Genomic DNA, 25,943 nt, shown 5'->3' on the forward strand with positions numbered 1-25,943 from the left:
GCGCGAAAGGTTGCTGATGTCTCACGAACAATTTCTCAATGAACTGATTTCCACCCTGGGCGCCGATGTGGCGCTGCGCGGCAATGACACGCCGGAGCGTAGCCGCACCGACTGGAGCGGCACGCCGCCCCAGCAACCGCTGGCGCTGGTGCGCCCACGCACCACGGAGGAAGTCAGCGCCGTCATGCGTCTGTGCAGCGCCCACAGGATTGCGGTGGTTCCGCAGGGTGGACTGACCGGGCTGGCCGGTGCCGCAGTCCCTACGGAGGGCGCTGTCGCGCTGTCGCTGGATCGCATGAACCGCATCGAGGACATCGATGCCCAGACCGGGTTGATGCAGGTGCAGGCCGGCGTCACCCTGCAAGCCGTGCAGGAGGCGGCCGTGGATGTCGGCATGGTGTTCGGCGTGGATCTCGGCGCTCGCGGCAGCTGCCAGATCGGCGGCAATGTCTCCACCAACGCGGGCGGCAACGGCGTGCTGCAGCACGGCATGATGCGCGAGCAGGTGCTGGGCCTGGAGGTGGTGCTGGCCGACGGCACGGTGCTGCCCATGCTGCGCCCCATGATCAAGAACAACACGGGTTACGACCTCAAGCAGTTCTTCATCGGTGCCGAAGGCACGCTGGGCATCATCACGCGCGTGCTGCTGCGCCTGCGTCCTGCGCCGCAGGCCACGGCCACGACGCTGGTGGCCATGCCCGATTTCGACTCGGCGCTGGCCGTGCTCAAGCGCATGCAATCGCACTTCGGCAACAGCGTCGCGGCCTATGAGCTGATGTGGGACAGCTTTGTGCAGGCCTCCATGGCCTGGCTCAAGCTCGCTGCGCCTTTTGAACAGCGTTACCCCTTGCTGGCCCTGATCAATGTGGACGGCAAGGACGAGGCGCAGTTGCAAGGCGATGTGCAGCAGGTGCTCGAGGAGGCCATGGAGGCCGGCGAGGTGCTCGATGCCATCGTGGCCCAGTCGGTCGCCCAGGTACAGCAGCTGTGGAAGCTGCGCGAGGCACCTGCCGAGCTCAACAGCAATATGCATCCCGCGATCAACTTCGATGTGAGCCTGCCCCAGGCCGACATCGGCCGTTTTGCCGAGGCCTGCATGCAGGCCTTTGCCACTCGCTGGCCCGCTCACCAGGCGCTGTACTTCGGCCATGTGGGCGACGGCAACCTCCATGTCTCGGTGGATGGCAAGACCGTCAACGGCGAATGCGAGCAGGTGGAGGCGCTTCTCTACCGCATCGTGGGCGAGATGCAGGGCAGCGTCTCCGCGGAGCACGGCATCGGCCTGCACAAAAAGCCCTATCTGGGCAACAGCCGCACGCCCGCAGAGCTGGCGGCGATGCGGGCCATCAAGCTGGCCCTCGATCCCATGGGCCTGATGAATCCCGGAAAGGTGTTTGATCTATGACGAATTCCCTGGTGGCCTCGCTGGCCCGCGCCCAGGTGCGCCCGCTGCCCGCGTACAACGCCGGCCTGTCCAATGAAGCGGTGCGGGCGCGCTATGGCGTGACCGATATCGCGCGACTGGCCAGCAATGAAAATCCCTTCGGTGCCAGCGCCTCGGTGCGCCGGGCGATTGCCGAGGTGGCCAACGATGTGGGCAACTATCCGGATGCCAACTGCACGGCCTTGCGCGAAGCCATTGCCGAGCGCACCGGGCTGCCCGCCGGGCGTCTGGTGTTCGGCGACGGCTCGGAAGACCTGATCAAGATTCTCTGCGAGGTCTTTCTCGCCCCCGGCGATCTGGTGGTGACCCAGCGTCCCGTGTTCGGCCTGCACGAAATCTATCCAAAGATGATGGGCGCGGAGGTCGAGCTCCTCGAGCTGAACGAGGAGCTGGGCTTCGATCTGGGCGCCTGGTGCGCTGCCGTGGCCAAGGCCCCCAAGATCGCCTTCCTGCCCAACCCGTCCAACCCCGTGGGCTGCATGATGGATGCGGCGCAGTTTGCAAAGGTGCTGGAGGCCACGCCCGCCAACACCGTGCTGGTGGTGGATGAGGCCTATTACGAATACGCGCTGCATGACGATGACTATCCCGATGTGCTGGCCATGCTGGATGCGCGGGTCGGGCCCTGGATCGTGCTGCGCACCTTCTCCAAGGCCTGGGGCCTGGCCGGTCTGCGCGTGGGCTACGGCATGGCCGACAGCGCCGAGCTGGTGAGCCTGATGGACAAGGTGCGCTCGCCCTTCAACGTGAACATGGCGGCCCAGCGCGCGGCGCTGGCGGCCTGGAACGATCCTGCGCACATGCGCAGCGGCGTGGCGACCACGGTGGCGCTGCGCGAGGATCTGCGCAGACAGCTGCTGGCGCTGGCAGGGCCGGGCCAGCCGCTGCAAGGCCTGCGCATTGCGCCTTCGGTAGCCAACTTCCTGTTTCTCGACCTGGGCCGTCCCAATGCACCGGTGACGGAGGCGCTGCTCAGACAGGGCGTGATCGTCAAGCCCTGGAAGGAGCCCGGTTTCGAGAATTTTCTGCGCGTATCCATAGGTACCGAGAAGGACAACGCGCGTTTTGTTCTGGCTTTGCTCGCTGCGATGGAGCAGACTGAGCGCGTGACTGCATGAGCTGCGCGGTTTGATCTTTTCCGCCTCATAGAGACCATCACCATGACTGCATCCTCATCCATTTCGCGTACCTTGTTTGCCGCAGACGCCTTGCTGCCCACGGGTTGGGCGCGCAATGTCCTGCTGAGCTGGAACGAGAGCGGCCAGCTGACCGAAGTGCTGACCGATGTGGACCCGCAAAGCGGCGAGGCCGGGGAGGCGGAGGACGCCGCCAAGGCGGCCGGCCCGCTGATCCCGGGCATGCCCAATCTGCACTCGCACGCCTTCCAGCGCGCGTTCGGCGGGTTGACCGAATTTCGCGGTCAGGCGCAGGACAGCTTCTGGAGCTGGCGCAAGCTGATGTACGGCTTTGCCAATCGCATGACGCCCGAGGCGCTGGAGGCGATTGCGACCTGGCTGTACCTGGAGATGCTGGAGGCGGGCTATACCTCGGTGTGCGAGTTCCACTATGTGCACCATGATGCCGGTGGCAAGCCCTATGCCAACGATGCCAGCCTGTCGCTGGCGCTGCTGCGCGCGGCGCAGAAGACCGGCATCGGCATGACCTTGCTGCCCGTGCTCTATCAGACCAGCGGCTTCGGGGGCCTGCCGCCTCGCGAGGACCAGGCCCGTTTCATCCGCAGCACGGACAGCATGCTCTGCCTGCTGCAGCAGCTGGAGCCCGTGACCAGGGCGCAGCAGGCAGCTCTGGGCCTGGCTCCGCACTCGCTGCGCGCCGTGCCGCCGGACAGCCTGAAGACCGCGCTCGCAGGCCTGCACGCCCTGCTGCCCAAGGCTCCGGTGCACATCCATATCGCAGAGCAGACCCAGGAGGTGGATGACTGCCTGGCCTGGAGCGGTCAGCGCCCCGTGCAATGGCTGCTCGACCATGCTCCCGTCGATGCGCGCTGGTGCCTGATCCATGCCACGCACATGACGCCCGAGGAATATGCTGGCGCGGCACGCAGCGCGGCCGTTGCCGGCATCTGTCCCACCACCGAAGCCAATCTCGGCGACGGCATCTTCGACATGCCGCTGTGGCTCAGGCATGGCGGCCGCTGGGGCATTGGCTCGGACAGCCATGCTTCGGTGAATGCCGCCGAAGAGCTGCTGATGCTCGAATACAGCCAGCGCCTGAGCTTGCGCCAGCGCAATGTGCTTGGCGGCGGCGCCCAGCCCCAGGTGGCGACCTCCATGACCTTGCAGGCGGTGGCCGGCGGTGCCCAGGCGTCGGGCCGCGCCATTGCCGGTCTGGCCGTGGGCCAGCAGGCCGACTTCGTGGTGCTCGATGCCCGCCATGTGGCCCTCAACGGGCTGCCTGCCGACAGCGGTCATGCGGCCCATGTGTTTGCCAGCCATCGCACTTCGGCCATTGCCGAAGTCTGGGTTCGCGGCCAGCAGCGCGTGCAGGCAGGCCGTCATGCGCTGCACGAAGTCGCTCAGCAAGGCTTTGTGCAGACCCGCAAGGCATTGCTGCAGAACGCCTGAGGGCGGCTGCATTCAGATTTTTGACAGAAGAGAGACGCTCCATGAGCCAAGCCATCGCCCCCTTTGTCTTTCACCAGGGTACGGCACCGCTGCTGATTTCCATGCCGCATACCGGCACCCATGTGCCGGCCGACATTGCGGCCAAGCTCACGCCCGAAGGGCGCGAAGTCCATGACACCGACTGGCACATGCCGCAGCTCTACGACTTCGCCAAGGCACTGGGCGCATCCATTCTGGCTGCCACGCATTCGCGCTATGTCATCGATCTGAACCGTCCGCCCGATGGTGCCAGCCTCTATCCGGGCCAGAGTGTGACCGGGCTGTGCCCGGTTGACGGCTTTGACAGCAAGCCTCTCTATGCCAGCAAGGACCTGGAGCCCGACGAGGCGGAAGTCGCGCGCCGTCGCGAACTCTACTGGCAGCCCTATCATGCGCAGCTGCGCGCCGAGCTCGATCGCATCAAGAGCCAGCATGGCGTGGCCATGCTGTGGGATGCGCACAGCATCCGCTCGGTGCTGCCGCGCTTTTTCGAGGGCAAGCTGCCCGACCTGAACCTGGGCACCGCCGACGGCAAGAGCTGCGCGCCGGCGCTGGCCCAGCAGCTGCTGGACATTGCACGGCAGGCACCGGACCACACCAGCGTGCTCAATGGCCGCTTCAAGGGCGGTTTCATCACGCGCAACTATGGTCAGCCGGAGCAGGGCTTCCACGCCGTGCAGCTGGAGATGACGCAGTCCAGCTATATGCAGGAGCAGATGCCATTCGACTACCTGCCCGAGGTTGCGGCCCGCATCCAGCCCACCATGCAGCGTCTGCTGCAGGCCGTGCTGGCCTTCGCCCAAGCCAGCGGCCGCTGAGCCGAGGCTAGTGGCCCTCGGCCTGCAGCTCGTCGCCTAGCCAGCGGCGCGGCCCCGGGCCGCCACGCTGGCATTGGTCGCCGGGGTTGTACATGCTGCAGACCTTGAGCGACAGACAGCCGCAGCCTATGCACTGGTTGAGGCTGTCGCGCAGGCGCTGCAGCTCGTCGATGCGCTCGTCCAGCCGCTGCTGCCAGATGCGCGACATCTTCTGCCAGTCGCCGCCCGTGGGCACATGCCGCGTCGGCAGCCGCGCCAGCTGCGCGGCGATCTCCTCCAGCGTGAAGCCCACGCGCTGCGCAAACACGATGTAGGCGATGCGCCGCAGGCCCGAACGGTGGTAGCGCCGCCTTCCGCTGCTGCTTCGCACCGATTCGATCAGACCCAGCGACTCGTAGTAGCGCAATGCCGATGCGTTGACGCCGCTGCGCTGGGCGAAGTCGCTGATGCTCATCAGCGGATCATCCTCAATTTTCATGATGTCTTTCTCCGGAGCTTGACTTCAAGTTAACTTGAACTTGAAGAATGCCGCCATTGTGATCGATAGCCGGTGGAGCCGCAATCAACGGCCCATGCGCTGGTCGGAGTTCTTCTGCTATTCATAGCTGCATCCGCTTGATGAAAAATGATTTCAGGTGGTTTTATGCCTGAAGTCGTTTATTAAAAAGCGATAGCAGCTATCTTTATTGAATCTCTTCCAGCCACCTGCCAATGCTTGTCACAAGCATGGCCGCTCCTGCGTCTTATCGGCAGAGGCGGTCGTTCCGTCAGGCCTGCTGCCGCCAGCAGGGCGGGCGCATTCATTCAGGGAGAGTCCATATGTCAGTCCATTCCACGCCGCCGCTGCGGCCCTTGCTGCTGGCCGGCGGCCTCGCGGCGCTGGTCCTGCTTTCAGGCTGCGGCCGTCCCGGCGCGGGCGATGCCCATGCCGGCAACGGCCCGCCGCCCGCGCCCGAGGTGCAGGTGGCCGAGGTCGCCTTGCAGGCCATACGCCCCTGGGACGAGTTCAACGGCCGCATCGAGGCCGTGGAGTCGGTGCAGCTGCGCTCACGCGTGTCGGGCTATGTCGAGCGCATCGCCTTCGCCGAAGGCCAGGAGGTGAAGAAAGGCCAGCTGCTGTTCGTGATCGACCCGCGGCCTTACCGCGCGGCCCTGGCCAGCGCCCAGGCCCAGCTCGAACGCGCGCGTGCCGCTGCCGGGCTGGCGCAGACGCAGGACCAGCGCGCGCGCCAGCTGGTGGCCGAGAATGCGGTCTCGCGCGAGGAGGCCGACACGCGGGCCGCAACGCTGGCCCAGGCCACGGCCCAGGTACGTGCGGCAGAGGCCGAGCTGGCCACCGCACGGCTGCAGCTCGACTTCACCGAGGTGCGTGCGCCCATCACGGGCCGTGCCAGCCGCGCCCTGCTCACCGTGGGCAACATGGCCCAGGCCGACCAGAGCGTGCTGACCACCCTGGTCTCGCAGGACCCGGTGTATGTGTATTTCGATGCCGACGAGCACAGCTTTCTGCGCTACCAGAAAGCCGGCCTGAGCGGCCCTGGCCGCGCGGTGCGTGTCGCCCTGGTCGGCGACAGCGGCTTTGCCCATGCGGGCACGCTGGACTTCAGCGACAACCAGCTCCAGCCGGGCACGGGCACCATGCGTTTGCGCGCGCGCCTGGCCAACCCCGACCGGATGCTGACGCCGGGCCTGTTCGCACGCGTGCAGATGCAAAGCGGCCCGCAGCGGCAGGAGGCCGAGCCCCAGGCGCTGCTGATCGACGACAAGGCCGTGCTCACCGACCAGGACCGCAAGTACGTCTATGTGGTGGGCGAAGGCAATCTTGCCGAGCGCCGCGACCTTACGCTGGGGCGCATGGTCGATGGCCGGCGCCTGGTGGAAAAAGGCCTGGCAGCGGGTGACCGGCTGGTGGTGGGCGGCGTACAGCGCATCTACTACCCCGGCATGCCCGTCAATCCCAGGCCGGTGGCATCGGCGGCCGCGCAGCCCGTGCCCGCCGCTGCGCAGTAAGGGGGAGTGCCATGGACTTCTCCAAATTCTTCATAGACCGGCCCATTTTTGCGGTCGTGCTCTCCATCATCATGTTCGCCGTGGGCTTGGTCGCGATTCCGCAGCTACCCGTGGGCGAGTACCCCGAGGTCGTGCCGCCCAGCGTGGTGGTGCGCGCCACCTATCCAGGGGCCAATCCCAAGGAGGTCGCCGAGTCGGTGGCCGTGCCGCTGGAGGAAGCCATCAACGGGGTCGAAGGCCTGATGTACATGAAGTCGGTCGCGGCTTCGGACGGCAGCCTGCAGGTGGTTGCCACCTTCCGCCCCGAGATCGACCCAGACACCGCTGCCGTGCGCGTGCAGAACCGTGTCAGCCAGGCCCAGAGCCGGCTGCCCGAGGAGGTGCGGCAGTTCGGCGTGACCACGCAGAAGCAGGCGTCCACGCCGCTGATGTACGTGGGTCTGGTGTCTCGGGACGGCGCGCATGATGCGCTGTATCTGCGCAACCATGTCACGCTCAAGATCAAGGATGTGCTGGCGCGCATTCCCGGCGTGGGCGACGTGGGCATCTACGGCGCAGGCGACTATGCGATGCGCGTCTGGCTGGACCCGCACAAGGTGGCGGCACGCCAGCTCACGGCCGGCGAGGTGATCGCCGCCATCCGCGAGCAGAACATCCAGGTCTCGGCCGGCCAGCTGGGCGCCGAGCCCAGTGCGCAGAAGTCCGACAAGCTGCTGTCCATCAATGTGCGCGGGCGGCTGAAGACGGCCGAGGAGTTCGGCGACATCGTGCTCAAGAGCGGCGAAGGCGGTCAGGTCGTGCGTCTGGCCGACGTGGCGCGCATCGAGCTGGGCGCCAGCGACTACACGCTGCGCTCGTGGAGCGACACCAAGAACATGGCTGCCGTGGGCATCTTCCTGTCGCCGGGCGCGAATGCGCTGGGCGTGGCCGAGCAGGTCTACGCGGCCATGGACCGGCTCTCCAAGGACCTGCCCGAAGGCGTGGCCTTCGAATCCGTCTGGGACCCCACGGTCTTTGTGCGCGACTCGATCAAGGCCGTGCAGAGCACACTGATCGAGGCCGTGATCCTGGTGGTGCTGGTGGTCATCGTCTTTCTGCAGACCTGGCGCGCCTCCATCATTCCGCTGCTGGCTGTGCCCGTGTCCATCATCGGCACTTTCGCGGGCCTGTACCTGCTGGGCTATTCCATCAACACGCTGACGCTGTTCGGCCTGGTGCTGGCGATCGGCATCGTGGTGGACGACGCCATCGTCGTGGTCGAGAACGTGGAGCGCTACATCGAGCAGGGCCACAGCCCGCAGGAGGCGGCCCATCTGGCCATGAAGGAGGTCTCCGGGCCCATCATCGCCATCGCCCTGGTGCTGTGCGCGGTCTTCGTTCCCATGGCCTTTCTCAGCGGCGTCACGGGCCAGTTCTACCAGCAGTTCGCGGTGACCATCGCCATCTCCACGGTGATCTCGGCCATCAACTCGCTGACCCTGTCGCCGGCGCTGGCGGCCAGGCTGCTGCAGCCGCACGGCGCACCGCGCGACGCGCTGGCACGCGTCATCGACAAGGGCATGGGCTGGTTCTTCCGGCCCTTCAACCGCTTCTTCGATCGCAGCGCCCAGGGCTACCAGAACTCGGTGGGACGCTCGCTGCGTCGACGTGGCCTGGTGTTCGCGGTCTATGCGGCACTGCTGGCCGGCACCGCCGTGCTGTTCCATGCCGTGCCCGGGGGCTTCATCCCCATGCAGGACAAGCTCTACCTGTTTGCCGGCGCCAAGCTGCCCGAGGGCGCGTCGCTGAACCGTACCGATGCGCTCACGCGCCAGATGGTGGAGACGGCCAAGAGCGTGGATGGCGTGGACATGGTCGCCGCCTTCGCGGGCTTCAATGCGCTGCAGTCCACGACCACGCCCAATCTGAGCAGCTCCTACATCATGCTCAAGCCCTTCGGCGAGCGCACACGAAGCGCCGAGGCCATCAATGCCGAGCTGGGCGCCAAGTTCGCGCAGATCGAGGGCGGTTTCGCCTATGCGCTGATGCCGCCGCCCATCCAGGGCCTTGGCAACGGATCGGGTTATTCGCTGTTCCTGCAGGACCGCGCAGGCCTGGGCTATGCAGCGCTGCAGCAGGCGCTTGAGGCCTTTCAGGCCGAGATTGCCAAGACACCGGGCATGACCTATCCGGTCAGCAGCTACCAGTCCAACATCCCGCAGCTGGAAGTGAAGGTGGACCGCATCAAGGCCAAGGCCCAGGGTGTGGCGCTGACCGACCTGTTCCAGACCCTGCAGGCCTATCTGGGCTCGGTCTACGTCAACGACTTCAACGCCTTCGGCCGCGTCTGGCGCGTGATGCTGCAGGCCGATGCCGACTACCGGCAGGCCGTGGAGGACATCGCCCAGCTGCGCACGCGCAACGCGCGCGGCGAGATGGTGCCCATAGGCTCCATGGTCACCGTGGTGCCCAGCTACGGACCCGATCCGGTGCTGCGCTACAACGGCTTTCCGGCCGCCGACCTGATCGGCGACTCCGATCCGCGCCTGCTGTCCTCGGCCGAGGTGCTGACCAAGCTGCAGGAGATCGCGCAGCGCACGCTGCCGCGCGGCATCGAGCTGGCCTGGACGGATCTGAGCTACCAGCAGGTCGAGCAGAGCCATGCCGCAGCCGTGGTCTTCGTGATCGCCGTGATGCTGGTGTTTCTGGTGCTGGCCGCGCTCTACGAGAGCTGGACCCTGCCGCTGGCCGTGATCCTGATCGTGCCTGTGTGCATCTGCGCGGCGCTGTTCGGCGTATGGCTGGCAGGGGGGGACAACAATGTCTTCGTGCAGGTGGGCCTGGTGGTGCTCATGGGACTGGCCTGCAAGAACGCGATTTTGATCGTCGAGTTCGCACGCGAGCTGGAGATGCGCGGTTCGGCAACAGTCGATGCCGCGCTGCAGGCCTGCCGTTTGCGGCTGCGACCCATCGTCATGACTTCCATCGCCTTCATTGCGGGCGCCGTGCCCTTGCTGATCGGCAGCGGCGCGGGCAGCGAGGTGCGGGCGGCCACGGGCGTGACGGTGTTCTCGGGAATGCTAGGCGTGACCTTGTTCGGCCTCTTCCTCACGCCGGTGTTCTACGTCACGCTGCGCCGTCTGTCGGGCCGTTCGCTGGCGGCTCGCACGACCGCCCAGCCGGCCTCTGCTGTGTCACCCGCATCCCTGGAGGGCAGCCATGTCTGATATCTGCAAACCCTTGCGCCGGCATGCACTGGCATGTGCCGTGGCGGGCCTTTCGGCCTTGCTGGCAGGCTGCGCCGTCGGCCCCGATTTCCGCGCACCCGAGCCGCCCCCAGCCGGCGCGCAGTTCGCGCGGGCCGAGCCGTCTGCAGTCCCGCAGCAGGTATTCCCCGAGACCGGTTCCGATGCGGCGTTCTGGCGCCAGTTCCAGGATGGGCAACTGACGCAGCTGGTCGAGCAGGCCCTGCGGGCCAACCAGGAGCTGCGCGGTGCACTGGCGCGACTCGATGCGGCCCAGGCCCTGCTGGGAGAAAGCCGTCTTGATCAGTTCCCCACGCTCACCTTGTCGGGTCAGGCGCTGCAGCAACGACGCAGCGAAAGCCAGGCACCAAGCGGGACACCAAGCGGGCCGCGCAGCCAGCGCAGCTACAGCGTCGGCATCAACGCGAGTTGGGAGCTGGACCTGTTCGGTCGTGTGCGTCGCAACATCGAGGCCGGCAGCGCCGACCTGCGCGCCAGTGCCGCCGACCTGGCCGCGCTGCAGGTCGCCATTGCGGCCCAGGTCGCGGCCGGCTACGCCGATCTGCGCGGCTGGCAGCAGCGCCTGCATCTGGCCGAGGCCAATGCCGCGAATCAGCAGGACACGCTGCGCCTGGTGCAGCTGCGGCTGGCGCACGGCAGCGGCACCGACTTCGACCTGGCGCGCGCCCAGGCGCAGCTGGAGAGCACGCGCTCGCGCATTCCGGCGCTGCAGGCCCGGATCGCCGTGGCCCAGCACCGGCTGGCCGTGCTCACCGGCCAGGTGCCCGAGGCTCTGATCGCGGCGCTGGACGTGCCGGCGGCATTGCCGCAGTTGCCAGAGAGCATCGCTCCCGGCACGCCCGCCGAGCTGTTGCGCCGTCGCCCCGATGTGGCCGCCGCCGAGGCGCGTCTGCATGCCGCCACGGCGCGGGTGGGCGTGGCCACGGCAGAGCTGTTCCCGCGCCTGTCGCTGGGCGGTCTGCTGGGCAGCTCCGCCCTTGGCGCGGGCGCGCTGTTCGAGGCCGGCAGCGCGAGCCGCAGCGTGTTCCTGGGTGTGGACTGGTCTTTTCTCGACGTGGGCCGCGTGCGCGCGCGCATCGCTGCCAGCGAGGCCGGTGCCCAGATCGCCCTGGCCCAGTACCAGCAAAGCGTGCTGCAGGCACTGGAGGACACCGAGAACGCCCTGGTGGGTCTGGCGCGCACCCGCACCGAGGATGCCCATCTGGCCCAGGCCGCCGAGCAGCGAGCACGGGCCGAGCAGCTCGCGCAGCGCCGCTACCGCCTGGGCAGCGTGGGCCTGTACGAGGTGCTGGACGCGCAGCGCGACCTCTACGCGGCCCAGGACGCTGCGGCCGACAGCCGCGTGCGTGGCCTGCGCGCCGCCGTGGCGCTGTATCAGGCGCTGGCTGGCGGCTGGGAGGGGCAGCCACCGGCCAGGCCTATGATGGCGTTGCAATGACGCTTTCGCTGTTTCCTGACGATCCCCTGCCCGCCGAAATCATTGATGACGGTGCCGTGCTGCTGCGCGGCTTTGCGACAGCCGAGGAGCAGCGCTGGGTGGCCGAGGCGAGGGCCTTGCAGACACGGGCAGCGTTTCGCACCATGCAGGTGCCCGGCGGCAAGTCCATGTCGGTGGCGATCACCAACGCCGGCGGCTGGGGCTGGATTTCGGATCTGCAGGGCTACCGCTACAGCGCTGCCGATCCGCAGACCGGCAAGCCCTGGCCTGCCATCCCCGCTTTTCTGGGCGAGCAGGCCGCCAGGGCTGCGGCGCTGGCCGGCTATCCGGGCTTTGCGCCCGATGCCTGCCTGATCAACTGCTATCAGCCGGGTGCGCGCATGGGCTTGCACCGCGACCAGGACGAGCATGACTTTGCGGCGCCCATCGTCTCGGTCTCGCTGGGTCTGGCTTGCAGCTTTCTCTGGGGCGGGCTGACGCGCCAGAGTCCCACCCGGCGCCTTGCACTCACCCATGGCGATGTGCTGGTCTGGGGCGGGCCTTCGCGCCTGGTGTTTCATGGCGTCGCTCCGCTCAAGCCGGGCCAGCACCCGCTGCTTGGCAATGAGCGCTGGAATCTGACGTTCCGCATGGCCAAGGCTCGCTACCCGGCAGGCCAGCCATCGGAATAGGCGCTGGCGGCGGGGCAATGCCCGGCTGCCCGGCAAAGCCTGCCAGCTTTCCTACAATGGCGGTCTATGAGCCAGTCGCACCCCACCCCCGCCTACACCCGAGCCCAGGAGCTGCCCGCAACGCTTGCCAAGCGCCTCGTCATTCTTGACGGTGCGATGGGCACCATGATTCAGCGTTTCAAGCTGGGCGAGGCGCAGTACCGCGGCGAAGGCTATGCCGGTGCCGACGCTGTGGACGAGCGCTTCAAGGACTTCGCCTATGACGTCAAGGGCAACAACGAGCTGCTGTCGCTGACCCGTCCCGACGTGATTCGCGACATCCATGAGAAATACCTGGCTGCCGGCGCCGATCTGATCGAGACCAATACCTTTGGTGCGACCACGATTGCGCAGGAGGACTATCACATGGCCGATCTGGCCTACGAGATGAACCTCAAGAGCGCGCAGCTGGCGCGGGCGGCCTGCGACAAGTACAGCACGCCCGATCACAAGCGCTATGTGGCCGGCGCCCTGGGCCCCACGCCCAAGACGGCCTCCATCAGCCCCGATGTCAACGACCCGGCTGCGCGCAACATCACCTTCGAGCAGCTGCGCCAGGCCTATCTGGAGCAGACGCTGGCGCTGATTGAAGGCGGTGCCGACGTGATCCTGGTCGAGACCATCTTCGACACCCTCAACGCCAAGGCCGCGCTGTTTGCCGTGGACGAGGCCTTCGAGCAGACCGGCGAGCGCCTGCCCATCATGATCAGCGGCACGGTCACCGATGCCTCGGGCCGGATTCTGAGTGGACAGACCGTGACGGCCTTCTGGCACAGCGTGCGCCATAGCAACCCGCTGTCCGTGGGCCTGAACTGCGCGCTGGGTGCCACGCTGATGCGTCCCTATGTGCAGGAGCTGGCCAAGGCGGCTCCCGACACCTTCATCAGCTGCTACCCCAATGCCGGCCTGCCCAACCCCATGAGCGACACCGGCTTTGACGAAACGCCCGAGATCACCAGTCGTCTGGTGCACGAATTCGCGGCCGAAGGTCTGGTCAATATCGTGGGCGGCTGCTGCGGCACCACACCCGACCATATCGGTGCCATTGCCAGGGCCGTGCAGGCCACGGCCACGCGCAAGCTGTTCTACCCGGCCGAAGCCTGATTCCGCCCAGAATGGTTCGCCCCTGACCCTCGCTTCGGATCGCAGGCGTGAACCATGCGGCCCCGGCAAGATCCGGGCAGCCCTGGTGCTTGAGCCACAAGCACTGGCAGCTCTTTTTCAGATGCTTATTGCAGGGGCGGGCACAATGGCCTGATTCCGGCTTTGATGTCCCGCCACCGACGACCGCATGACTGCACCACTGCAACCCGTTGCCTCCGTACTGCCCGTGTCCGTGCCCACGGGTCAGGCGGCTGCGCAGGCCGGCAATGTGGCTGCAGCCGCTGGCCCGGATCTTCCCGCAGCGCAGCAACTGCCCGCCGCTCAGGCGACGCCCCCGGCGACCAGCATCGTGCAGTGGTCGCCGCAAACCTTGCAGAACCTCAAGCTCCAGGCCTTTGAACATCTGATTGCGCAACTGGCCCTGCAGGTGCAGGCCCAACCTGGTGCGCCTGCGGCGAGCTGGCCCAGTCAGGGCCTGCCAGCGGCCGTGCAGCAGTTTGTGCAAAGCCTGCTCGCGCAGGTTCAGATCAGCCTGCAGGGACAGGCCCGGCCCTTGCAGCTGCTGGCCGGCCAGCAGGGATCGGTTGCGCTGATGCAGGCCTTGGCGCAGGCTGCGGTGTCTGGCGCGCAGCCGCCCAGCTCGGCTTTGCAGACGGCTGCGGCCCTGTCGCCCACGGCGGCCGTGGCGCTGGAGCAAGCACAGCAGGGCATGGCTGCAACCGCTGCCGGCGGCGCTGCCGCACCGCGTCTGCCCCAGCTGCAGAACTGGCTGGTGCAGCAAGGCACGCTGGCCACGCCGCAAGGCGAGCGCAGCTTTTCCCTGACATTGCAGGTGCCCGCCGCCTGGGCGCAGGCTGTGGGTGCGGCAAGCATTCCGGCAGCCCAGGGAACGGGGACGGCCCTGCGCCTGCCCATGGCGGAGCCGGGTGTCTTGAGCAGCGGTCCTCTGGCTCTGGTGGTGCAGCCGCAGTCGTCGGCGGCGACCAGCACGCTTGCCACCAGCGCATTGCTGTGGCTGGAGTTGCAGCCCGTCACGGCGAGCGCTGCTCAGGCGACGCCGGCACAGATGGCCGGTCTGCCACTGGCCATGCCCGCACCGGCGCTGGCGCAGGAGGTGCAGCAGCTGCTGCAGAACAGGTCCGATCCCTGGCTGATGATGGCAGCGGCCCAGGCTGCCAATGCCCTGCCTGTGCCGCGCCGCAATAGCGGGCACCGTTCGCATTTGTGCATGACCGAAGGCTGTCAGTACCAGGGTCTGGCCCCCTGTGCCCAGCCTTTTTGCAGCGAGATGAATCGCATCTGGGCCGCTTCCGGCGTGGCGCGCAGCGGCTGAACCAAGCTGACGACAGACTGGACTCTGCGCAGGCCAGACTTTCATAATGCGTCTCGTTGCCTGCTTTTTGAGCAGGCTTCTCGGGTCGGAATTGGCAGCCCCGCTGCCAGCCATGTTCCGGCTGTCTTCAGTGCATCAGGCAGTGCCTGACTGCCTGTCATCGCCTCATCTCACAGGTCTTCGACCTTCTCTGTCTTCTGCTGTGCCATGGGCTGGCTGCGGGGGCAGTGACTTCACAATTCAAGGAGAACCATCGGCATGCGCTTGCGTACTGGCATTGCTTGTTCCACATGTTTGACTCTTTTGTCTGCCGCTCTGCCTGCGGCAGCCCAGTCTTCCAGCGTCAGCATTGGCGGTCTGATCGACGGTGGCATCTATCGCGGCTTTGATGGCACGGCCCAGGCCGGCACGATCCAGCGCAGCAATCTCGCGATTGCGGGCTGGGAAGATCTGGGCGGCGGTCTCAAGGCCACATTCCGCCTGAGCGCGCGTTTCGATATCGACACCGGGCGCCTGGAGGATCAGGGCAGCAAGCCGTTCTGGCACGACGAGTCCACGGTGGGCCTGCAAGGCGGCTTTGGCCATCTGCGCCTGGGCCGCGCCCTGTCGGCCATGTGGTCGCAGGACTGGAAATTCGACCCCTGGGCCAATTTCAACCGCATTTCCTCGCCGGCCTGGTACCAGTGGCACTACCTCACGCCTACCGACCGCTACAGCAACAACGGCACGGCCGAGTATGGGCGGATGGCCAACGGCGTCTTCTACGACTCGCCCACGGTGGGCGGTTTCACCCTGCATCTGAGCGCCTCGCCGGAGCGAACCGAGGTGCCGCTGACCCTGCGCCGCGAAGGACGCGGCTACTCGGCCTCTCTCAATTACGACTCGGACAGCCTGAGCGGCATGCTGGCCTTCGAGCGCAACGGCAGCGGTGACAAGGACACTTTTGTCGCGGGTAAATACCGCTTTGGCGCGGCCGCCGTGATGGCCGCCTGGGACTATTCGCGCGTGGCCCAGACGGCACTCTCGGCCAAGGCCCTGACGCTGGGTGCCACCTACCAGATGGGGCAGACCACGCTGAAGGCCGGCTATGGCCGCCAGCGCATGCAGGAGCAGACCAACCATTTCTATTCCCTGGGGGCCGACTACGCGCTGTCCAAGCGCACCACGCTCTATGCCAGCCTGGGGCGCAAGAGCTACGAGTACGGTGCGGACTCGGGAACTTCGTTCGGCGTGGGCATGGCTCACGCCTTCTGAACCCTGCCTACCGCCCTCCAGCCGCAGCCTTGCTGCGGCTTTTTTGTGCCCGGTGCGAATGTCCAACAAGAGTTGAGGGAATTAAATCCGCCAGTTTGGGGTGTTTGTCCGCCTTGGCACGGACGGCACAGCACCGTTTCAGGCCCTGATCCAGGCCTTGTCCGGGTAAAAGTCGCCCAAAACCGTGTTTTTTGGCGATATCTACACTCTTCCTCGTTGAAATCCAAAGCGTGAATCCGGTGCATTGCGCTGAATTGAGTGCACAAGGGCGGCAGTTGACGGAAGTTATGGCTGGCTGTTTCGAATGCGCGCTGAAAATCTGTCAAATGCACTGAAAAATCATTCAAAAATAGCGCTTCTTGCGGCAACTCTTTGGTGACCAACTATTTGCATGCGGGCTCTGTGAATCCTTGATTTTTTTGCCCAAAATGCGCGGCATTCCCCCGATTGAGGAGAGACCGCGATGTCCTATTCCATGCCCGAGCAAGACCACCCAGTGCGCATCGCCGACGCACAGCAAGCCGCCGCCGGCGGCAGCCAGACTGTGCACTGGCATGCACCGGCCAAGCCTGCCGCAGCCGCTCAGGCGCAGCGCTGGCCGGTGGAGGCCGTGCAATCCCTGCTGGATATGCCATTCCTGGATTTGCTGCACCGCGCCCAGAGCGTGCATCGCGAGCACTGGCCTGCCGGCGAGATCGAGCTGGCGACCCTGCTGTCCGTCAAGACCGGCGGCTGCCCCGAGAACTGCGGCTACTGCCCGCAGTCGGCCGAGTTCGATACGGGAGTGAAGGCCGAGAAGCTGATGAGCGTGGAGGAGGTCACCCGCGCCGCCAAGGCGGCCCAGGATGCCGGAGCCACCCGCTTTTGCATGGGCGCCGCCTGGCGCGCGCCCAAGGACCGCGACATCGAGAAGATGAACGAGCTGATCGGTGCCGTGAAGGGGCTGGGCATGCAGACCTGCGCCACGCTGGGCATGCTGCAGCCGCACCAGGCGGCATCGCTGCGCGATGCGGGTCTCGACTACTACAACCACAATCTCGATACCGCGCCGGAGTACTACAAGGATGTGGTCAGCACGCGCCAGTACCAGGATAGGCTGGACACGCTGGCGGCCGTGCGCGATGCGGGCATCAGCGTGTGCTGCGGCGGCATCATCGGCATGGGCGAGACCGAGGTCCACCGTGCCGGCCTGATTGCCCAGCTCGCGAATATGCAGCCCTATCCCGAGTCCGTGCCCATCAACAGCCTGGTGCCCGTGCCCGGCACGCCGCTGGCCGACAGCGAGCCGGTGGACCCGCTGGACTTCGTGCGTGTGATCGCCGTAGCGCGCATCACCATGCCCAAGGCGCGTGTGCGCCTGTCGGCTGGCCGCCAGCAACTGGGCGAGGCCGTGCAGACCCTGTGCTTCATGGCGGGAGCCAATTCCATCTTCTACGGCGACAAGCTGCTGGTGACCGGCAATCCCGATGTGGAGGCCGATACAAGCTTGATGCGCAAGCTGGGCCTCAAGGGCCTGGGGACATCGGCCGCAAGCTGATCCCTGAATCTCCCCCGGCCATCGCGCCGGGGTTTTCTCGTTGCAAATTGCATGGCCCTGCCTCCGGTGCAGGCCAGGCCGCGCTGCGCCTGCGTTTTGACAAGGCCGGTGATTCGCCTCAGGAGTTTTTGATGGACCACAGCCTTGCCAGCCGCAGTCTGCGCCATGTCTGGCACCCTTGCACCCAGATGAAGCGGCACGAAGCCGCGCCGCCGATTGCCATTGACCATGCCAGCGGTCCCTGGCTGATAGATACCGAGGGCCGCCGTTATCTGGACGGTATCAGTTCCTGGTGGGTCAATCTGTTCGGTCACTCGCATCCGCATATCCGGGCGGCACTGACCGAGCAGTTGCGCAAGCTCGATCATGTGATGCTGGCGGGTTTCACCCACGCTCCCGTGGTCGAGTTGTCCGAGCGCCTGGCCGGCCTGACTGGCCTTGGTCATGCGTTCTACGGCAGCGACGGCGCTTCGGCCACGGAGATCGCGCTGAAAATGAGTGCGCATTACTGGCGCAACCAGGGGCAGCCAGCCAAGCACCGCTTCGTGGGCCTGGCCGGCGGCTACCACGGCGAGACCGTAGGTGCGCTGTCGGTCACCGATATTGCGCTGTTCCGCGACGCCTACGGCCCTCTGTTGCGTCTGTCGGCCACCGTGCCCAGCCCCGATGCACGCCAGGCCCGGCCCGGCGAATCCGCTGCCGATGTGGCGCGCCGCGCAGCAGAGGGTCTGGAGGCCTGGCTGCAAGCGCATCACCAGGAGACTGCTGCCCTGATTCTGGAGCCGCTGGTGCAGTGCGCCGCCGGCATGGCCATGCATGACGCCGAATACCTGCGTCTGGCCCGGGCGCTGTGCGATCACTATTCAGTGCATCTGGTGGTGGACGAGATCGCCGTGGGCTTTGGCCGTACCGGCAGCCTGTTTGCCCATCAGCAGGCAGGTATCAGGCCGGACTTCATCTGCCTGTCCAAAGGCTTGACGGGCGGCACGCTGCCCTTGTCTGCCGTGCTGACGACCGATGAGGTCTATGCCGCTTTTTATGACGACGATGCCGCGCGCGGCTTTCTGCACTCGCACTCCTATACCGGCAACCCGCTGGCCTGCCGCGCTGCCGTGGCCACGCTGGAGCTGTTCGAGCAGCTGGACCAGCTGGCTGCCAATCGGCAACTGGCTGAAAAGATCAGTGCTGCATTCGCCGGGCTGAATGCTCACCCCTGCGTCAGCAACGCGCGCCGGCAGGGAATGATATGGGCCTGGGACATCGATACCGCCTTGCCGGACTTCGGGCAGCGCTATCACCAGGCGGCGCTGGATCTGGGCCTGCTGCTGCGCCCCATAGGACGCACGCTTTACTGCATGCCGCCCTATGTGCTGGACGATGCCGATATCACCCACCTGGGTCAGGCCGCGCTGGCCGCGCTGAACACCACCTTGCAGCAGGAAGCGGAGCTTGCCGCGAAGAAGGGAAAAGCATGATCGGCTGTTTCGTCACGGGCACCGATACCGGTGTGGGCAAGACCCTGGCCAGCTGCGCACTGCTGCACGCACTGGCAGGACACCATTCGCGCGTGGTGGGCATGAAGGCCGTGGCCGCAGGCGCCGATCCCGACGGGCAGGGCGGCTGGGTCAACGAAGACACGGTGGCCTTGCGCGCTGCCTCCACGCTGGCCGTGCCGGCAGCGCTGGACAACCCCGTGTTGCTGCCAGACCCCATGTCGCCGCATATCGCGGCCCGGCGCGCGGGCGTGGAGGTGACACTGGCGCCGATTCTGGACGCCTACCGGCAATTGGCGGCGCAGGCCGATGCCGTGGTGGTCGAGGGCGCGGGCGGCTGGCGTGTGCCGCTGTCGGACTCTCTTTGCATTGCCGATCTGGCCGTGGCGCTGCAGCTGCCGGTGGTGCTGGTGGTGGGCCTCAAGCTCGGTTGCCTGAACCATGCGGTGCTGACCGTCGAGGCGATTCGCGCCGCCGGCTTGCCGCTGGCGGGCTGGGTGGCCAGCCGTGTGGAGCCACAGATGCTGGTGCCCGAGGAAAACATGGACTGGCTGCGTCATCAGCTGGGGCGGCTGGGCGCGCCGCTGCTGGCCGATATTCCATGGCAGGCCACTCCCGATCCTCGCCTGACCAGTTTCTCTTTGCCCAAGGAATGGCAATGACCACATCTTCCAATTTCTGGCTGCAGGATATTCCACGGCAGCTGGCTGCCCTGGACGCCGCCGCGCTGCGCCGCACCCGCCGTACCGTGGCGCCCTTGCAAGGTGCGCGCATTCAGGTTGACGGGCAGCCCATGCTGCAGTTCTGCAGCAACGACTACCTGGGGCTGGCCCAGCACCCGGCCATGATTGAGGCGGCCTGCGCCGGTGCGCAGGACTTTGGCGTGGGCTCGGGCGGCTCTCCCATGGTCAACGGCCATAGCACGGCCAATGCCGCGCTGGAGGAAGAGCTGGCCCGCTTTGTGCAACTGCCCCGTGCGCTTTACTTCTATGCCGGGTTTGCCACCAATGCCAGCATCATCCCGGCGCTGGTGGGCGCGGACGATGCCATTTTTTCGGACGCTCTTAACCACGCCAGCCTGATCGATGGCTGCCGCCTGTCGCGTGCACAGATCCACCGTTTCGGGCATGGCGACCTGGCCGCATTGGAGCAGTTGCTGGCTGCTTGCCCGGTGCAGCGCAAGCTGGTGGTGAGCGATGCCGTCTTCAGCATGGACGGCAATGTGGCTGATATCGAGGGTCTGCTGGCGCTGTGCGAGCGCTACGACGCCCTGCTGCTGCTGGACGATGCCCACGGCTTCGGCGTGCTCGGCCCGCAAGGCCGCGGCAGCCTGGCGGCCGCAGGGCTGACGGGGGCCAAGGCTTCGCCACGCGTGCTTTACATGGCCACGCTGAGCAAGGCGGCCGGCGTCTCGGGCGCCTTTGTGGCAGGCCATGAACTGCTGATCGAGTGGCTGCTGCAGAAAACGCGCAGCTACACCTTTGCGACGGCTGCACCCGCGATGCTGGCGCGTGCATTGCAAACCAGTCTGCAGCTGATAGAGCAGCAAAGCGCCCTGCGCCTGCAGTTGCAGGCCCGTATCGCCCAGCTGCGCGCGGGTCTGCAGCCCTTGTTGCAGGGCAAGGGCTGGCGGCTTTTGCCATCGGACACCGCCGTGCAGGCGCTGGTGGTGGGCGGCAACGACGCTGCGCTCAGCCTTATGGAAGGGTTGCGTCGTCATGGCCTGTGGGTGCCGGCGATCCGTCCCCCCACCGTGCCTGTGGGGACGGCACGGCTGCGCATCGCCCTGTCGGCGCTGCACACCGAGGCAGACGTGAAGCAGCTGCTGGCGGCGCTGCAGGAGCTGGCAGGCTGACGCTGGCCGGGCGGAGGGATTTGCACTGACAGGCCTGTGTTGCACAAGGCCCTGGCTGCGGCCTTCGCCGATTTGACCGTTATCAAACCGAACTTTCCGGCCCTTGGGCCATTCACGGGCCGGTGGTGCGATTGCGCTTGGGCGCGTGCGGATTCTTGATTCTCAACCTCGCAGTCAGGAGCGATTTTGATAGGTTTTTCTCGAGGTCTGGCCGCGTCGCTGGGCATGTTTGCGCTGGGTGCGGCCTGGGGCCAGTCTTCCCCGGTCCAGATCAGCGGTCTGCTTGATCTGGGCATTTACCGCGACTTCAAGGGCACGGCGCAGCTGGGCACGATTCAACGCAGCCACATCACATTTTCGGGTGTCGAGGATCTGGGGGGGCGGACTCAAGACCACGTTTCGCCTCAGCCATCGACTGGATCTGGACACCGGTCTGAACGAAGGCTTTGGGCAAAAACCCTTCTGGCACGGTGAATCCACTGTCGGCCTGCGCGGCGACTGGGGTCATGTGCGCATGGGGCGGGCTTTGTCGGCACTCTGGGCCCATGACTGGAAGTTCGATCCCTGGGGGCATATCAATCGCGTGGCCTCCTCGGCCTGGTACCAGTGGTTCTATTACGCGCCCACGGATCGTGTCAGCAACAACGGCGCGCCCGAATTCGGCCGTACGCCGAACGGCATTTTCTATGACTCGCCCACGCTTGGCGGCTTCACCCTGCATCTGAGCGGATCGCCCGAGCGTACCCAGGGCGCGGGTGGTGGCAAGCCCTATGCGGCATCGCTGGAATACGCCAGTGGTCCGCTGTCGGGCCTGCTGGCGCTTGACCGCAACGGCAGCGGCGACCGGGCCCTGTTTGGGGCCGTCAAGTACCGGCTGGGCGTCACCACGCTGGGCGAAACGACGCTGGGCGACACTTCGCTGATGGCTTCGGCCGACGACAGCTGCAGGGCCCAGGGCCTGGGGCGCTCGCGCGTGCTCTCGGTCGGTGCCACGCACAAGCTGGCCGCGCAGACCACGCTCAGGGTCGGCGTGGGGCGGCAGAAGCTTGATGGCGATACCCGTCTGTTCTATTCGCTGGGCGCAGACCATGCGCTGTCCAGACGCACCACGCTATACCTCAGCCTGGGGCACCAGCGGCCGGACCACAAAGGCGGCAGCACCTCGCTGGGCGCAGGCATGTCGCACGCCTTCTGAGGTGATAAAAAGCCGCTGTTCTTGCCGCGACTTGTCGATGGGGCGCAGGCCGGTCTACTTGCTCGCACCCTCCACCCGCTTGGGCACGGCACGGCTGCGCACTCTGCTGGCGGGGGGCACACCAGGACTGCTGGTGCTGCACCGGGTACCGGGTGCATGGAGCCGGTCAGGGGCCTAGCGTACGCAGCACGCTCGCCAGCTTTTTGGCAGCGACTTCCAGCTCATGCGGTGTGTGAGCGGCAAATCCCATGAGAAAACCCGCCTGGAGCGGGTTCGATGCATGCAGCTGCGTCAACCCGAGCAGGTCGATGTCCGCTTTGCGGGCGCAATCCACGGCGGCGCGCTCGGAAATGTCGCGAATCAAGCGACACGGCATCTGCATGCCGCCCGCAGGCACCCTCGGCTCCAGAAAATCCCCCAGGTGCTCGCGTACCAGCCGAGCCAGCACGTCACGCCGCTCGGCATAGACGGCGCGCATGGTACGCACATGCGCGCCCAGGTGTCCGCCTTCGATGAACCGCGCCAGTGTCAATTGCGCAATGGGTGCGCTGTGTCCATCGAGCAAGGTCCGCGCCACCGTCATGGGGGCAACCAGCGAAGCTGGCAACACCATATAGGCAATGCGCAGCCCGGGGAACATCGACTTGGTGAAGGTGCCGATATAGATGGTGCGCTCGTGCTGATCGAGCCCCTGCACGCAGGCCTTGGGCTTGCCGGCGTAGTGAAACTCGCTGTCGTAGTCATCTTCGATGATCCACGCCTGCTCCTGCTGCGCCCAGGCAATGGCGGCTAGCCGGCGATCCAGGGCCAGAGTGGTGCCCGTCGGGAACTGGTGGGAGGGCGTCAGGAACACGGCCTTGGCGCAGGGCATGGTCTGCAATAGATCCACCTGCATGCCGTCGGCATCCAGCGGCACGGGCACGCACTCCAGCCCCGCCGCATCGAAGGCTTTGCGTGCGCCGTGATACACCGGGTCTTCGATGAAGATGCGGTCACCTGCATCGAGCAGCACATTGGCACACAGGGTCAGAGCCTGCTGCGAACTGGTCAACACCAGCACGCGTTCGGGCGTGGCGCGCGCGCCGCGCTCCAGGTTGACATAGGCGGCAATGGCCTGGCGCAAAGCCTCGGTGCCCTGTGGCGGACTGTGCAGCAGAGCCTGGGTGCCGTACTCCTTGAAAACCTGCCGCTGCAACCTTTCCCAGGTCTGAAGCGGAAAGTTGCGTGTCTCCGGCACACCGGGCGCAAAAGCGCGTGGGGCCAGGAAATCACGCAGGCCACCGCCCGCGAACATGGCTGCGCCACGCTGGCTCAAGCGCAAGGCGGGAGTGTGCCCTACAGGGCTGTACATCTGGCCACGCCCCGGAAGTCGCTGCACCTGCTCGGACACAAAGCTGCCGCTGCCCGTGCGTCGTTCGATAAAGCCTTCGGCATGCAACTGGGTATAGGCGGTCTCCACCGTATCGCGCGAGACGGCCAGCGATTGGGCCAGGGCGCGCGATGCCGGCAGGCGCCGGCCCACGTCCAGCGCGCCATCGAGGATCAGCTGCCGCAGGGCCCGCTGGATGCGGGCATGCAGCGGCAAGGGGCCATGAGCGGGGTCGCTGATCCAGGCCTTGACGGATTCGAGTTGGGCGTGCTTGAACAATTGGTCTGTATGCCTTCAAAAAAGTGGCGGGGAACATCAGTCCATTTTGATTCTATAAATCGCAGGCCTCCCAAGGCCAATCAATTTTCAAGAGCTCCTGCAAGACCATGTCAACCATCCACTCGCCAGCGCGCCTTCGCTGGAACGATCTCATTCATCCCGTCGTGGCAGGCCTGATCTCGGTCATCGTCAACTACGGCGGCACCTTCATCCTGGTGTTCCAGGCGGCCAAGGCGGCGGGCCTCGACCCGGAGCTGACGGCCTCCTGGGTATGGTCGATTTCGATGGGCGTCGGGGTGACAGGCCTGTTGCTGAGCTGGGTGACGCGCGAGCCCATCATCACGGCCTGGTCCACGCCTGCGGCGGCCTTCCTTGTGACGGCCCTGGCGACCACGCCTTACGCCGAGGCCGTGGGGGCCTATCTGGTCTCGGCGCTGGCTTTCGTGGTGCTGGGACTGTCGGGCTATTTCGAGCGCGTCATCCGGCTGATTCCCGCCGGCGTTGCGGCCGGGCTGCTCGCGGGCATCCTGCTGCAATTCGGCATCAAGGCGTTTGGCGGCATGAGCGTCGATCCCGCGCTGGCTGGCCTGCTGATCGTGGCCTATGTGGTGCTCAAGCGGATTTCGGCACGCTATGCCGTCGTCGGCATTCTGGTGCTGGGGCTGGTCTTTTTGCTGTCCCAGAACCGGGTTGATTTGTCCGGGCTGGAGTTGAAGCTCGCTGCTCCCGTGTTCACCAGGCCGCAGTTCTCGCTCAATGCCCTGCTCAGCGTCGCGCTGCCGCTGTTTCTCATCACGCTGACCGGCCAGTACATGCCCGGCATGCTGGTGCTGCGCAACGATGGCTTCAAGACCAGTGCCAACCCCATCGTCACGATCACGGGCCTGGGATCGCTGCTCATGGCGCCGTTTGGTTCGCACGCATTCAACATCGCCGCGATCACGGCCGCCATCGCCACGGGCCCGCAGGCGCATGAAGATCCGTCCAGGCGCTGGATCGCCGGCGTTGCTGCAGGCCTGTGCTACATCCTGGTCGGCATGTTCGGGGTCACGCTGGCGGCGGTCTTCATGGCTTTTCCTGCCACCTTCATCACCACGCTGGCGGGACTCGCCCTGCTGGGGACCATTGGCACCAGCCTGGCCACGGCCCTGGCGGATGCCAAGGTGCGCGAGGCCGCGCTGATCACCTTCCTGGCTGCCGCCGCCAACATCACGCTGCTGGGTATTGGCGGTGCCTTCTGGGGCCTGATTATCGGACTGCTTTGCTACGCGGTGCTCAACGGGCAGATGCCGTGGAGCGCACGGCCGGGCGCGACAGCCGCCATCGAACAAGCATGAGGGGATGCCCATGACTTCAGAAACCCTGACCCGCCACGATCAACACGGCCTGTACCTGGAGCCGCGCACGGTAGAGGATTTCCGCAGCAACCTCGCCACAGTCCAGGCGCGTATCGCTGCTGCCTGCCAGCGCGTGGGGCGAGATCCAGCCAACGTGCGCTTGCTGCCCGTCAGCAAGACCAAACCGCAAGCCAGTTTGCGTCTGGCCTATGCGGCGGACTGCCGCTGGCTGGGCGAGAACAAGGTGCAGGAGGCTTTTGGCAAATGGGAGTCCCTGCAGGACCTGACCGATCTGCGCTGGTCGGTCATCGGCCATCTGCAGACCAACAAGGCCAGGCTGGTGGCACGCTTTGCCAGCGAGTTCCAGGCCTTGGACAGCCTGCGAGTCGCCGAGACGCTGGACAGGCATTTACAGGCCCAGGGGCGGTCGCTTGATGTGTTTGTGCAGGTCAATACTTCGGGTGAGGCCAGCAAATTTGGACTGAGCCCCGAGGCGGTGCCGGACTTCGTCCGGCAGTTGCCCGTATTTTCCGCATTGCGCGTGCGCGGACTGATGACGCTGGCGCTGTTTTCCGCCGAAGCCGAACGCGTGCGCCGCTGCTTCATTGTGCTGCGTGAGCTGCGCGATCAGCTCCTGCAAAGTGCGCCTGCCGGCATGGAGCTCAATGCGCTGTCGATGGGGATGTCCGGCGATTTCGAGATTGCCATCGAGGAGGGCGCTACCGTGGTGCGCGTGGGGCAGGCCATCTTTGGCGCGCGTGCATTGCCCGACAGCCACTACTGGCCAGTGCGCTCCGATCCGGATACGCCGCACTGAGCCCGCGACCAATTGACACCTATATCGACGCAATCGCAAGCGGCATGTGCCGGTGTGGCGCATGGCGGTCGCTGGACCGGC

At 66.1% G+C, this 25,943-nt stretch carries 19 protein-coding genes and 1 pseudogene; 18 read left to right on the top strand and 2 right to left on the bottom strand.

Annotated features, from left to right (window positions below):
- The first annotated feature begins 16 nt into the window (after nt 1–16).
- The 4 genes from O987_RS00815 to hutG are packed head-to-tail and all read left to right on the top strand — an operon-like array spanning nt 17 to nt 4,886.
- Nucleotides 17–1,405, top strand: a complete 1,389-nt coding sequence (locus O987_RS00815; protein WP_043370483.1) for an FAD-binding oxidoreductase — start codon at nt 17–19, stop codon at nt 1,403–1,405.
- Nucleotides 1,402–2,562, top strand: coding sequence for a histidinol-phosphate transaminase (locus O987_RS00820; RefSeq protein WP_043370485.1), 1,161 nt, complete (start codon nt 1,402–1,404; stop codon nt 2,560–2,562). Before O987_RS00815 ends, O987_RS00820 begins: the two co-directional genes overlap by 4 nt.
- A 42-nt stretch (nt 2,563–2,604) precedes the next feature.
- Nucleotides 2,605–4,029, top strand: a complete 1,425-nt coding sequence (locus tag O987_RS00825; RefSeq protein ID WP_043370486.1) for a formimidoylglutamate deiminase — start codon at nt 2,605–2,607, stop codon at nt 4,027–4,029.
- A gap of 41 nt (nt 4,030–4,070) precedes the next feature.
- Complete coding sequence (hutG, locus tag O987_RS00830; protein WP_043370488.1) at nt 4,071–4,886, top strand: N-formylglutamate deformylase; 816 nt, start codon at nt 4,071–4,073, stop codon at nt 4,884–4,886.
- Nucleotides 4,887–4,893: 7 nt separating this feature from the next.
- On the opposite strand, the gene soxR is transcribed toward hutG, so the two are convergent.
- Nucleotides 4,894–5,364, bottom strand: a complete 471-nt coding sequence (gene soxR, locus O987_RS00835) for a redox-sensitive transcriptional activator SoxR (RefSeq protein WP_043002921.1) — start codon at nt 5,362–5,364, stop codon at nt 4,894–4,896.
- A gap of 341 nt (nt 5,365–5,705) precedes the next feature.
- Here soxR and O987_RS00840 point away from each other — a divergent pair, with 341 nt between their 5' ends.
- The 12 genes and pseudogenes from O987_RS00840 (at nt 5,706) to O987_RS00895 (ending at nt 22,060) form a co-directional block, all read left to right on the top strand.
- A complete protein-coding gene (locus O987_RS00840; protein ID WP_043370490.1) occupies nt 5,706–6,896 on the top strand; it encodes an efflux RND transporter periplasmic adaptor subunit in 1,191 nt (396 codons plus the stop codon).
- An 11-nt stretch (nt 6,897–6,907) separates the two neighbouring features.
- Entirely contained in the window at nt 6,908–10,102 is a 3,195-nt protein-coding gene (locus tag O987_RS00845) for an efflux RND transporter permease subunit (RefSeq protein ID WP_003059675.1), read from the top strand.
- Nucleotides 10,095–11,579 carry an efflux transporter outer membrane subunit gene (locus O987_RS00850; RefSeq protein ID WP_043370491.1) on the top strand — a complete coding sequence of 495 codons (1,485 nt, stop codon included), beginning with the start codon at nt 10,095–10,097 and terminating at the stop codon, nt 11,577–11,579. Before O987_RS00845 ends, O987_RS00850 begins: the two co-directional genes overlap by 8 nt.
- Complete coding sequence (gene alkB, locus O987_RS00855; RefSeq protein WP_003059672.1) at nt 11,576–12,250, top strand: DNA oxidative demethylase AlkB; 675 nt, start codon at nt 11,576–11,578, stop codon at nt 12,248–12,250. The genes O987_RS00850 and alkB overlap by 4 nt, the downstream gene beginning before the upstream one ends.
- 66 nt (nt 12,251–12,316) lie before the next feature.
- Entirely contained in the window at nt 12,317–13,393 is a 1,077-nt protein-coding gene (locus O987_RS00860; RefSeq protein WP_043370492.1) for a homocysteine S-methyltransferase family protein, read from the top strand.
- A 187-nt stretch (nt 13,394–13,580) separates the two neighbouring features.
- A complete protein-coding gene (locus O987_RS00865; RefSeq protein WP_043370494.1) occupies nt 13,581–14,726 on the top strand; it encodes a hypothetical protein in 1,146 nt (381 codons plus the stop codon).
- 258 nt (nt 14,727–14,984) lie between these two features.
- Entirely contained in the window at nt 14,985–15,980 is a 996-nt protein-coding gene (locus O987_RS00870) for a porin (protein WP_003059669.1), read from the top strand.
- Nucleotides 15,981–16,455: 475 nt separating this feature from the next.
- On the top strand, nt 16,456–17,517 hold the full coding sequence (bioB, locus tag O987_RS00875) for a biotin synthase BioB (RefSeq protein ID WP_034399978.1): 1,062 nt from the start codon (nt 16,456–16,458) through the stop codon (nt 17,515–17,517).
- A gap of 131 nt (nt 17,518–17,648) precedes the next feature.
- Nucleotides 17,649–18,992 (top strand): adenosylmethionine--8-amino-7-oxononanoate transaminase, encoded by a 1,344-nt coding sequence (gene bioA, locus O987_RS00880; RefSeq protein WP_043375986.1) that lies wholly within the window; start codon nt 17,649–17,651, stop codon nt 18,990–18,992.
- Entirely contained in the window at nt 18,989–19,672 is a 684-nt protein-coding gene (gene bioD / locus O987_RS00885; RefSeq protein ID WP_043370496.1) for a dethiobiotin synthase, read from the top strand. The genes bioA and bioD overlap by 4 nt, the downstream gene beginning before the upstream one ends.
- A complete protein-coding gene (gene bioF, locus O987_RS00890; protein WP_043370497.1) occupies nt 19,669–20,865 on the top strand; it encodes an 8-amino-7-oxononanoate synthase in 1,197 nt (398 codons plus the stop codon). Before bioD ends, bioF begins: the two co-directional genes overlap by 4 nt.
- Before the next feature lie 225 nt (nt 20,866–21,090).
- A pseudogene (locus O987_RS00895) lies at nt 21,091–22,060 on the top strand (porin).
- Nucleotides 22,061–22,226: 166 nt separating this feature from the next.
- Here the strand turns inward: O987_RS00895 and O987_RS00900 are convergent.
- Nucleotides 22,227–23,708 (bottom strand): PLP-dependent aminotransferase family protein, encoded by a 1,482-nt coding sequence (locus tag O987_RS00900; protein WP_043370498.1) that lies wholly within the window; start codon nt 23,706–23,708, stop codon nt 22,227–22,229.
- Nucleotides 23,709–23,815: 107 nt separating this feature from the next.
- Here O987_RS00900 and O987_RS00905 point away from each other — a divergent pair, with 107 nt between their 5' ends.
- The gene (locus O987_RS00905) at nt 23,816–25,045 is read left to right on the top strand and encodes a benzoate/H(+) symporter BenE family transporter (RefSeq protein WP_043370500.1); all 1,230 of its coding nucleotides are present in this window, start codon (nt 23,816–23,818) and stop codon (nt 25,043–25,045) included.
- Nucleotides 25,046–25,049: 4 nt separating this feature from the next.
- A complete protein-coding gene (locus tag O987_RS00910) occupies nt 25,050–25,862 on the top strand; it encodes a YggS family pyridoxal phosphate-dependent enzyme (RefSeq protein WP_043370503.1) in 813 nt (270 codons plus the stop codon).
- The last annotated feature ends 81 nt before the right edge of the window (nt 25,863–25,943 follow it).

It is taken from the genome of Comamonas testosteroni TK102, assembly GCF_000739375.1.
Classification (GTDB): Bacteria; Pseudomonadota; Gammaproteobacteria; order Burkholderiales; family Burkholderiaceae_C; genus Comamonas; species Comamonas brasiliensis.

Excerpts from the sequence above, each read along its gene's own strand:
- O987_RS00815 (WP_043370483.1), top strand. The coding sequence starts at position 17 with ATGTCTCACGAACAATTTCTCAATGAACTGATTTCCACCCTGGGCGCC.
- O987_RS00820 (WP_043370485.1), top strand. The coding sequence starts at position 1,402 with ATGACGAATTCCCTGGTGGCCTCGCTGGCCCGCGCCCAGGTGCGCCCG.
- O987_RS00825 (WP_043370486.1), top strand. The coding sequence starts at position 2,605 with ATGACTGCATCCTCATCCATTTCGCGTACCTTGTTTGCCGCAGACGCC.
- hutG (WP_043370488.1), top strand. The coding sequence starts at position 4,071 with ATGAGCCAAGCCATCGCCCCCTTTGTCTTTCACCAGGGTACGGCACCG.
- soxR (WP_043002921.1), bottom strand. The coding sequence starts at position 5,364 with ATGAAAATTGAGGATGATCCGCTGATGAGCATCAGCGACTTCGCCCAG.
- O987_RS00840 (WP_043370490.1), top strand. The coding sequence starts at position 5,706 with ATGTCAGTCCATTCCACGCCGCCGCTGCGGCCCTTGCTGCTGGCCGGC.
- O987_RS00845 (WP_003059675.1), top strand. The coding sequence starts at position 6,908 with ATGGACTTCTCCAAATTCTTCATAGACCGGCCCATTTTTGCGGTCGTG.
- O987_RS00850 (WP_043370491.1), top strand. The coding sequence starts at position 10,095 with ATGTCTGATATCTGCAAACCCTTGCGCCGGCATGCACTGGCATGTGCC.
- alkB (WP_003059672.1), top strand. The coding sequence starts at position 11,576 with ATGACGCTTTCGCTGTTTCCTGACGATCCCCTGCCCGCCGAAATCATT.
- O987_RS00860 (WP_043370492.1), top strand. The coding sequence starts at position 12,317 with ATGAGCCAGTCGCACCCCACCCCCGCCTACACCCGAGCCCAGGAGCTG.
- O987_RS00865 (WP_043370494.1), top strand. The coding sequence starts at position 13,581 with ATGACTGCACCACTGCAACCCGTTGCCTCCGTACTGCCCGTGTCCGTG.
- O987_RS00870 (WP_003059669.1), top strand. The coding sequence starts at position 14,985 with ATGCGCTTGCGTACTGGCATTGCTTGTTCCACATGTTTGACTCTTTTG.
- bioB (WP_034399978.1), top strand. The coding sequence starts at position 16,456 with ATGCCCGAGCAAGACCACCCAGTGCGCATCGCCGACGCACAGCAAGCC.
- bioA (WP_043375986.1), top strand. The coding sequence starts at position 17,649 with ATGGACCACAGCCTTGCCAGCCGCAGTCTGCGCCATGTCTGGCACCCT.
- bioD (WP_043370496.1), top strand. The coding sequence starts at position 18,989 with ATGATCGGCTGTTTCGTCACGGGCACCGATACCGGTGTGGGCAAGACC.
- bioF (WP_043370497.1), top strand. The coding sequence starts at position 19,669 with ATGACCACATCTTCCAATTTCTGGCTGCAGGATATTCCACGGCAGCTG.
- O987_RS00905 (WP_043370500.1), top strand. The coding sequence starts at position 23,816 with ATGTCAACCATCCACTCGCCAGCGCGCCTTCGCTGGAACGATCTCATT.
- O987_RS00910 (WP_043370503.1), top strand. The coding sequence starts at position 25,050 with ATGCCCATGACTTCAGAAACCCTGACCCGCCACGATCAACACGGCCTG.